We start from the raw sequence: 9,436 nt of genomic DNA, 5'->3' as shown, positions 1-9,436 counted from the left end.
GGCGGCCGCCGCTTGGTTGGCTCCTTTTCCTCCGGGCCTCCGGGCAAAGGCACAGGCGACCACGGTCTCCCCGATCGCGGGAAAGCGCTCTACCCGGGCGCAGAAATCGATGTTCGCGCTGCCCAGGACCCAAAGTGTGCCCTTCAACTGGTCTCTCCGGAATGGACACCGATCTTCCAGCCTTCCCGATCCGCCCGAAGGAATTCCGGGGCTCGCCGGAACGTTTCGATCGAACCGCGCCCCGGCTGCGCCTCCCTAGGGAAGCCCGTCTTTCCAGAGAATCCCCTTCGCCCTCCCTCTCGGCAATCTTTTGCGCTCGGGAACCATTTTGGGAAAGCTCCGAAGCCGAAGGCGACGCTCTTTTCGAAGACGCATTGAGCGGATCGACGAAGCGATCGCTCTGGTCCCGGGCCGATTCGAACGGCCGACCAACGCTTTAGGAAAGCGTACTTCTCTATCTGGAAGGAAAAAGCTCCATCCTTTTTCGTACGATTTTCGTACGTTTTTCAAGCAGGGCTATCGCTCCGCCCTGCGGAAATTTTAAAGAAGATACCCAAAATTTTGAGCCGCAGGAGGCCGCCAGATAAAGCCCGTAAGGAGCGCCTGCAAGGGCCTTTCCGGCTGCGCCGCTCCAAAAGCTTGCCCTAGCCCATGTTTGGTAGAAGTTTCGTAAGGTGTTGATTATCCATGCCTATTTTTTTTCATATGTCACGATGTGGCCGGTTTCGGAGCTATTTTCTTCTTTTTCCAAGGCTCTAAGGAGCCGACTTAGAGGCCGGAAAGGATTGTGACGCGCCTACTCCCTTTCCTGCAGTGACCCACGGTGTTTGGTGCCTCCGAGGTCTGCCTCGGCTTTCTTTGACCGGTTACATTCCTACGCGAGTTCGCCCGTACTCAGGTTCCGTCGTTGCCTCACTTCCTTCCAGGAGTTGCCTTTTTTCCAACGGAAGAGCTTTTTCTCCATGATGATGTAAAAAAAGACAAGATCATAAACGGACTCCTCCAGGACGCCGGCAGTAAGGTTACACAGTTTCTCCGCCGTGACGTCGAACCCAAGCACGCAGGTTGAGACAACTGCGCCAGAGGTGGGTACAGCTGCGGCGACAACCAGCCACAGTTTATCAATGGAAGACCGATTGAAGCGCTTAGCGCGCCGAACTTTTTGCTCGATTCGTCTTTGTAAGGCTCGTTTCCAGTCGAGCGATGCCCACATTCCGTATGGCTGTTCTGGGCCATTACGGCGCACAATCTCTTCCTCTTGGCGGCGCAGAGGACTGCCGCCGGTTTCTTTCTCTCCCGGGTGTAGAATCGTTACCTCGATCCCAATCCGTTTTCTTGCAATTTCTGCGATAAAATCGGGAGATTCGCGCATGCTCATTTGTGTGAGGCGGCAGCCCAGGTAGTCAAAAAGGCGGCGGAGAATGTCTTCCTCTTGCTGCTTCTTCTGTCCACGCGCCTCCCCCTGCATCGGAGCTTCCTCCGTTGGCATCTTGTGTTTGACCCAGCTTGGCAACAAAGGCCCGCCCTGACCGGTTTGAGCTGCCTCTATGAGGAGCTCGCGAGCCTGTGGATCGTTCCAGAGGAGTTCGAGTAGAGGGATCAGTGGGAACATACGGGGGTTTATGTCCGGACGAAAAGAATAGGGGTGTCCTTTACACGCTTTGATCGCAGCCAGGCAAACCCGTCGTGGTTCTTTTTCTACAAGGGGTTTGGCCATTGTCGCCCAAAGTCTTAGGCGATCACCCTCGAGCTTTTCGGCATACAATTCCAGGACCGACAAGAGCTGATCCTTGAATTCATGCACAAATTCTGGGGAAGCTGTAATAAGAGAGGACAACACGGCGAATAAAATGGGACAGTAATCACCTGATAAGAGCGTTTCGAGCGCTCTTATGCCTTCCTCCTTTTTAGGCATGTGCACCTCCGCGAGCCGGAAAAAGGTCTCCTCCTGGAGGAAACTCCTTGGAGGGCCAGTAGGCAAAAAGAAACTCGATTTTGCTAAACTTTCCTTGGAACAATTGGTTCTTTACCTTTTCGATTGAGCCAACGAGGGGCTCGTAGAGCTCCTGACGAGCGGACTTGGGGTCGTTAAGCCACCCGTGGCAAAGGAGAAAGACGTGCTGGCAGTCTGAAAGCTTTCCTTTGTCGAACGGGCTCTCAAGGGCACCGGACTTGGTGAAGCGAACTTCGGCAACCTCGACGTTGGGCGTTTGTGGGGCCATACCGAACAAAGATTTTTGGTGGCGGCCGAGAGATGAGTATGTTTTGCTTTATGAACGATCCCCTGGTTTTTTTATCGATTTCTCTAGAGGCAAACAAGGGCGCCTACGCGGTGCTAGTAGGTTCCGGTGTGTCCCGTGGCGCCCGGATACCGACGGGCTGGGAAATCACTTGCGATCTTATCCGAAGGGTAGCGGTTACCCAAAACCAGGAGGTCGGAGAAGATCCTGCAGGCTGGTACAGGTGCCGGTTCTGTAAGGAGCCCGATTACTCAGAGCTTCTCGAAGCGCTTGCGAGCACAGAGCCAGAGCGTCAGCGGCTTTTAATGCGTTATTTTGAGCCGACTCCGGAGGAGAGAGAAAGAGGTCTTAAGGTTCCCTCTTCCGCTCACCGGGCCTTGGCCAAGCTCGTTAGTAGCGGTTACGTCCGAGTTGTCCTTACCACAAACTTTGATCGGCTTTTGGAACATGCGCTGCAAGATGCGGGAATCGAGCCTACCGTTGTCAGTACGGAGGATCAGGTAAAGGGGTTGCCGCCCCTTGCTAGCGCTCTCCCAAAGGCGCTGGTATGCAAGCTTCACGGGGACTATCTGGACTCAAGGATCCGAAACACGGCTCCTGAGCTTGAGGCTTATTCAGAGGCAGTGAGTCAGCTCCTCGACCGGATCCTAGACGAGTTCGGCCTTATCGTATGCGGCTGGTCCGCCAAGTGGGACGTGGCCCTGCGCAGGGCCATCGAACGGAGAAGCACCCGCCGGTTTACGACCTTTTGGGCCTGCAGGGGTGAGCCGGAGGAGGAAGCAAGAAGGCTTATAGAACATTGTCAGGCGGTTCGGATCGAGATCAGGGACGCGAACCATTTCTTTGAGGACGTGCTGGACAAGGTTCGAGCATTGGAACAGCTAGGAAGTAATCATCCAGTGATCGCGAAGGAAGAGGTAAAACTTTATCTTTCCGAATACCGGTACCGCATCCGTCTCCATGACCTTGTGACCCGAGAGGTGGAGGAAACCAAGAAACGCATCCGAGAACGTATCCATTCCGCCGAAACTTTCCCGACAAATGCCTTCGATCCGGAGGAATATCAAAGACAACTCACTCTTTACGAGAGTATGTGCGAGCCTGTGGTATCTATGCTTGCTGCTCTCGCCTACCATGATCCTGGAGGGTACACGAAGCTTTTGGTTAAGGCCGTGGAGCGCATGTCCACGATATCCTTCCCAGGGGGGCCGTTTTGTGCCGCCTACCAAAAGCTTGCGTTTTTGCCGGGGCTTTTTTGCTTGTACGCAGCCGGGATTACCGCCCGAGCTAATAACCGGTGGAAGCATCTGGCCGGCTTTCTCCTCCATGCACGCTGCCTGGATCCTGTCACAGGAAAGAAAGAACCTCTCATTTCTGCAATGACCCCTCGGGCAGTTTTCGCCGGAATGGAAACGGATCTGTGCAACCTGCTGGGAGAGGCCCGTGGGCAGCCCTGCTCTGGGAAGGCGGATCTTCTGGCTGTGCCCAGCGAGTATCTTTTTGAGCGTCTCCAGCCTAAACTGGCCGAGTACTTGCCGGAGCCGTCTGAGTACGAGGAAGTTTTTGACCTGTTCGAGCAGTTAGTTTCCTTTGTTTGGCTTGATCTTAATAGCCAACCTCATCAGGCAGGACAGATAGGATCCCAAAAAGTGCCTTTTGGGAGGTATATTCGTCGCATAGCCTCTTCTCCATCTGTAGAAGACTCCCGCTTGTTCAAAGATACTGAGGTGCTTCCGCCGAGCGCCCTCCGTTTTGGATTGTTCTTGAGAGGCTCAAGTCATTTGCATGACTCAACTCATTTGCATAATATCTGGTTGGATCACCGTAACCGTGCTTGGCAAGCGGCAGGGCGCTCCTAGGAATCCTTTTACGGCGGTTAGCATTGATCGAGTAACACGCAGAGTTAAAGTGAGCTTTCAGAGAAACTGTTCAGGGATGAAGAAAGATCGTTTGCCCTCAAGGGTCCACTTACCGGTTGCCGGGTGGCAAAGTACTACCAAAGCCTCGAGAAAGGCCCAGGCAACCATGACGGCCCGGGAGGGTGTTTTACGAGAAACGCCTCCCCCAGGGTCGTCTTGGGTGGTCCCGTGATAGCCTGAATTACGGTCTTGCCTGACTGGAGGTCTTTTAAGGCGGCCCTTCGCATCCCTTTCGGTTTCTTCCATAGAATCAGCTCTAATAGCCTCAGAGCATTAGCCACGGATTGCAGTCCGCACTGCCTTCCGTACGCAGCAAGGTCTTCTTGCTTTCTCGGCGGCCCGCTTTATATTTCGTTATGTCGATTAGGCAGCCAAAGTATGTCCTTCTGGACACGTCAACCTGGATAAACCTTGCTTCCCAAGCCCATTCTAAAGAAAGCCAGTGCATCCTGGGCCTTTTTAGAGACAAGACACTCATCCCGTGGGTTTGCGTCGAACAGCTTTACGAGATTGCGAATCACCGCGAAAAAAGTAAACGAGAACAGCTTCGAATTTTCGCCGGCTTGGATCTCGTTGCCTTTCCTAAACTTCCAGAATTACTTCCTCGTCCTCGGTCCAGCAATTCTGGGTTAGTTCGCTATGTGCATGTAGCAGAAGCTCTGGCGTTGATGAACAATCCAGAGTTTGGCCTTTGGGACGTCGTCGAATCCGTTAAGCCTTATGCTGTCGGCGGTGTGGGGACAGGTGGTGAGCTTTCGAAAAGCGCTGAGCCCCTGCTCAAATATCCAGAACGTGCGTTTTTTGTGGGAAGTGCCAACTTAGTTCTGGAATTCCTTTTTCGGAAGGTTAGAGAAAGACTCCGAGAGCTGAAAGAATCCAGTGTGGGCGGTCTTCCGTTCGAATTAGGTGATTCGAATGTAGACGTTAGGAATAAGATGGTCGCCATCTTTCGTGAATGTGGTCGTGAATGTGGTCGTGAATGTGGTGTCTCAGAATCACACGCGCAACTTCTGGCGGAAGTAACGTGCCAACACTTACCAAAAGAAATTAGGGACGCATGGGAAGGGATTAAATCGGGCTTTTTGGTTAGTTGGGAGGAGCTCGAGAAGAAGCTTTTTGGTGTGAGCGGGCTATCGGGCGAGGAGATACTTCGGCGGTCGAACTACTTTGGGTTTTTAGACGACCTCGACAAGGTGGCTGGTATGAGACCAGGCAGCTTGCGGGAGAGACTTTCGGAAAGGGGCGACGATTTCCCAGGATGGTTGATCTTTTGGGAATTGACCCGGAGAGCCATGGCAAGCGGGCAAAGAGCACGAGGAGGCGACGAGGTGGATAAGAGGCTTGCCTCGATGGCGTTTTATCTGGACGCCGTGCAGGTGGATGGACCGACCTATGAGTACCTGGGGCAGGCAGGTAAGGCGAATGGGTATGTTGGGAGTGTCTTTCAAAAGGTTTTTGGGAAAGTGTTTCTTTCCAAGAATTTGGCAGAGCTGTATAAAGCCTTGGTTGCGCGCCTTTAAAAGATGTGGTTGGGGATGGCAGGATTACCAAGGGCGAATCGGAAAAGATTGAGGAGGCGGAGATAAGGAGAACTTCTCGACGTACGCCTAGCGGCAACGGTGCTCGATGGGCAAAGGCGAAGTACAGAAAGTAAGGCCTTTCTAGGTGAGCTGTCTTTGAGGATGGCCTTTAACCAACGTGGCCTAATTTTTTTCGAGGAACGTAGGTACAAATTAGCGGCTTTTCTCTCTTCGAGCATGTCCGTGCCCGGTTTAGGAAGAGATCCCTCTATAACCACGGCTCGTACAGTCTTGGCGCTCCGTAGGCTTAGCGTAGCAACATCTCTAGTAGATAGAAGACCGCAAAAAGGGGAACGGAGCCTTATCGAGAAAGCCTTCGAGAGCGACTTTGAGCCTGGCCCAAACGGGCCCAGGCCTTGGTCTCGGGCAGGGTCTACGCTTCAGTCAGGTGAGAGACGGGGGAAACCGAAGAAAAGCAGAAGACAAACAAACGCTGCAAGCGAAGGCAAGCGATATATCGTCAGCATGGATCTTTAAGCAAGCCCGAGATTAGCCGGGGGGCTCCCGAGACAACCTGCCACGCTTGAAGGACTTGTCCCCTATTTGCATCGGAAGTTTTCTTTTATCGCCTTCTGCGCATCCGGCCCGTCCAAGACAACTCTAGTTGGCGGTATTTTGGAACAGATGCGTCACTCTGGGCACCGTTGGTGGGGAAGGAGAGGAAAAGGGGGGCGAAGAGGGTGCTTCCCTTTAGGGCACCCCTTTGGGATGCCCATACTCCGCCTCACTTTTCTATTTGGCCAGGGTTCTTGCGGACGGGCCGTTCAACCCAGCTTCTTTGGCAAGCTCTTTCGGCCTCCTTTCACTCCTTTCCGAATAGGGTGGTTTGCACCTACTGCTCTATGTTTCCAGTATGGGCGCGAAAGGGGTTTTTCGCGTCGTGCGAAACTGTGTTTGATTTCAAGTAGAACTTCACCAACCGCTAGGCCACTCTTGGTGATGAGAAAAGTCTTCTCCGCGTGGAGCCTTTTGGGGAGCTAGCTGCCTTTGGCTCTTGCAAGCAAGAAGGGCAGTGCGCGCGAAGGCCGTGATCTCTACTGACGGGCGGGCTGCGATGTTTTCAAACGGCGTTTTGTGCCCGAACTATGCGGCCTTGGGCGCACCTGGAAAAGCCTCCGGTCGCCGTTCCACCTATCGGAAAGAAGAAGGGGCCCCCGTGCTTGAAGGGCGAGCCCAAATTTTGAGCATGGGCTAACACAGGAACTCAAGCGCCGCGGGGAACCAAAAGCAGGCGTATAGAGTCGGCAGGGTGCGGTTTTCTAGACCAAAAGCCTTCGGAGGGAAAACAGCCCGGCGAGCGGCAAAAATTTTTTGGTGGGACCGTATTTGTCCTACCGGGTGGGATATGGTGAGGGCCGGATTTTTAACAAAGGAGCTGTATGGCTTGCCGGCGGAGGAACAGGTTGCTGGTAGGAAGGGCCCACCGGATCCGGTTGGCCGTGGCAGCCACAGGGAAAAGACCCGACGGTTTGCCGGCGACGGTCATAGGGGCCTCTCCCGTGAGATGGGAAGAAGGGCCAAGGCCTTGGCGCGTTTTGGAGAGCTGGGCTCTTTATCGAGCTGCCGCGGGGCATGGCCCTGAGATTTCCTTACAGGGCTCCAGGGGTGTTTCAGCGCCCGCAAGCCTGCAGGGGACGCTTGCGCGGCCGCTTTTTTCTCCTTCACGGCTTTGACGAGCGGTGTTGGACGCAAGAAGCCTTGGCTAGCGGGCATGTGCCTCTGGAGAATCATACCGCGGTGGTGCGGCCGGCTTTGGTGGCGTGCCTTGGTGTTTCTTCCGCACAACGATCCTTCTTGCCGGGAGGCAAAAACGTCGCTGGGCCTAAACCGGTCTTCCGGAAGCTTCGTTGCAATTCAAGAACGAGCAAGGTTAGCCCTGCTCTGGCAAGCTTCGGAGGCTGGGCCTGGGTGAGTTCCTCTCTCAAAACGGCGCGGACTTAAGGAGGAGCCGTTTCCGCTGGGCGTTGGTGCTTCTCCCTGGGCTCCTTCTTTGTCTGGCCGCGCTTTCTTTTGGCGGTTGTGTCGGGGTTGCAACACGGTTTACCCCCTACTCAGGTTCGGCGGCTGTGCATCCGGGGAATCGAAGGGGAGCTTTTGTCGAGCAGGTGGAAGGACTCCCTGTCTACTACTCTGAACCGGACCATCCCTATCGGATCCTTGGGGTTCTTCACGTGGCCAAGCGATGCCCACGTCCCTTGGCCCATTCAATATTCGCGCATCAATGGATGGAGGATGTTCGGAAATTTGGGGGAAACGCCGTATGGATCCTAACCGAACAAAAGGAAATTGCCGGCTACTCAGGGTTTGGCTCCGCCCGAACCTATAACTGGTACCCTGTGTACATCCGAAGGGGAGAGGTGCTGGTGCTTCGGCTGGTAAAGTAAAGATGAAAAGGACGAGCTATCGCTACTCCTTACGGTCGGGGCCTACAGCAGACATTGAAGGTAACCGGTTTAAGGCCCAGCTTAAGACTGGGCTTCCAGAAGGCCATGACCTTGCGGGCTGGGCCTACGTCCGGCTAAGAGCTGAGTAAGTTCCGCGTGGGCTTAGCTTGATCCAAGAAGACAGGAGCAGTATCTTCGCGAATCAGCAACACTGGCCACGACTTCCCCCCGATTGCGGAAGCCTTAAGAGGGCTGGCAGCTCCCTATGCGTTCGATAAAAGACTTCCGTTAAGCCTTTGTGGCTGGTAATCCTTGAGGATTCCCCAATGCAGGAACGGGATAGGGTTCATCATGTATTTTGTATGTATGGTAATTTTGAAACGCGAATCCTCGGCGTATCGCACCAAAACCGATTGTGAGGCAATCGGTTGCCCAAATTTGAACTCAGGGGCTGGCTAATCTAGAAAACCCAAGAAACTGGGCCGCTTGTTAAGTGGGGTAGAAAAAGCGTTCCCTTCCCCTTCTTGCGCTTCCCCTACTACACCCTTCCCCAAAATTGCTGATACACCTGTTCCACCACGTTGCGATCTAGAACCTGCCCACCAAAAACCTGAATCAGGGGCGCAACTGCGTGGTGTCCGGCTTCGATGATCGGACCATCCCCTACCGAGATGACAAGGCAAGCCGTAGACTGGACCACGTCTTGGTGGGCGCGATAGGAACTCGCTGGCAGGATGCCCCGTAGCGGGATATTCCCACTCGGGCACCAGTCCAGAATCCTTCCGGTCAATCCTGTCCAGCGGAATTGAAACCTTAGACGGGTATCCTCTTTTGAGGTCAAGGCGCGTGTGAAGGCCAAGCAGCACCGAAACGCTTCAAGTACTCTCCGTATCCGCCAACCCACTAACAGGCGGCTCCCAGGTCGCATACTCTGCTCGAGCGGTATATCCTCATCTAAGATAGTTCTTACGTAGAATCGTCCCTCTGGGCTAATGAACCAGAATTGCTCTACTACGCCGAAGCGCTCGTCCCGAAAAAAAAGCTCCCAAACACCGTCCTTGACATACGGGCTGCTGCTAAAGCCAGGGAGGCGTCTTGGATTAAACCAAAGAGGCCAGTCCCATAGACCTGGGTGGGCTGCCATAACTACCTTAAGAAATGTTTCATCGGCATCGTATCCAGACAGCGGCGGATCAACAACGCACCCAGCCTCAAAGAAACCGACGTGTCCCGGGTTACTCATTTCGATTGGCATCCCTGCTTCTCTGTCTTTCATGGTTCGGTTCCAGAACGCCGCGAAGCGGCGGCTTCAT

5 protein-coding genes are annotated in these 9,436 nt (G+C 54.1%); 4 read left to right on the top strand and 1 reads right to left on the bottom strand.

Annotated elements, in window-relative coordinates:
- Nucleotides 1–874 precede the first annotated feature (874 nt).
- Nucleotides 875–1,915 carry a hypothetical protein gene (locus FN369_RS06590; protein ID WP_142525394.1) on the bottom strand — a complete coding sequence of 347 codons (1,041 nt, stop codon included), beginning with the start codon at nt 1,913–1,915 and terminating at the stop codon, nt 875–877.
- A 357-nt stretch (nt 1,916–2,272) separates the two neighbouring features.
- On the opposite strand from FN369_RS06590, the gene FN369_RS06585 reads away from it, so the two are divergent.
- From FN369_RS06585 to FN369_RS11320, 4 genes are all read left to right on the top strand, one after another.
- Nucleotides 2,273–4,099 (top strand): SIR2 family protein, encoded by a 1,827-nt coding sequence (locus FN369_RS06585; RefSeq protein WP_178087723.1) that lies wholly within the window; start codon nt 2,273–2,275, stop codon nt 4,097–4,099.
- Nucleotides 4,100–4,515: 416 nt separating this feature from the next.
- On the top strand, nt 4,516–5,679 hold the full coding sequence (locus FN369_RS06580) for a hypothetical protein (protein ID WP_142525392.1): 1,164 nt from the start codon (nt 4,516–4,518) through the stop codon (nt 5,677–5,679).
- 2,165 nt (nt 5,680–7,844) lie between these two features.
- Nucleotides 7,845–8,123 (top strand): hypothetical protein, encoded by a 279-nt coding sequence (locus FN369_RS06575; RefSeq protein WP_142525391.1) that lies wholly within the window; start codon nt 7,845–7,847, stop codon nt 8,121–8,123.
- 1,132 nt (nt 8,124–9,255) lie between these two features.
- A partial coding sequence (locus FN369_RS11320) for a hypothetical protein (RefSeq protein ID WP_218580017.1) occupies nt 9,256–9,436 on the top strand: 181 nt, incomplete at its 3' end.

The organism is Methylacidimicrobium cyclopophantes (genome assembly GCF_902143385.2).
Lineage (GTDB): Bacteria > Verrucomicrobiota > Verrucomicrobiia > Methylacidiphilales > Methylacidiphilaceae > Methylacidimicrobium > Methylacidimicrobium cyclopophantes.
The sequence above is the reverse complement of the archived record's forward strand: the minus strand, read 5'-3'. Positions and strand labels throughout refer to the sequence as shown.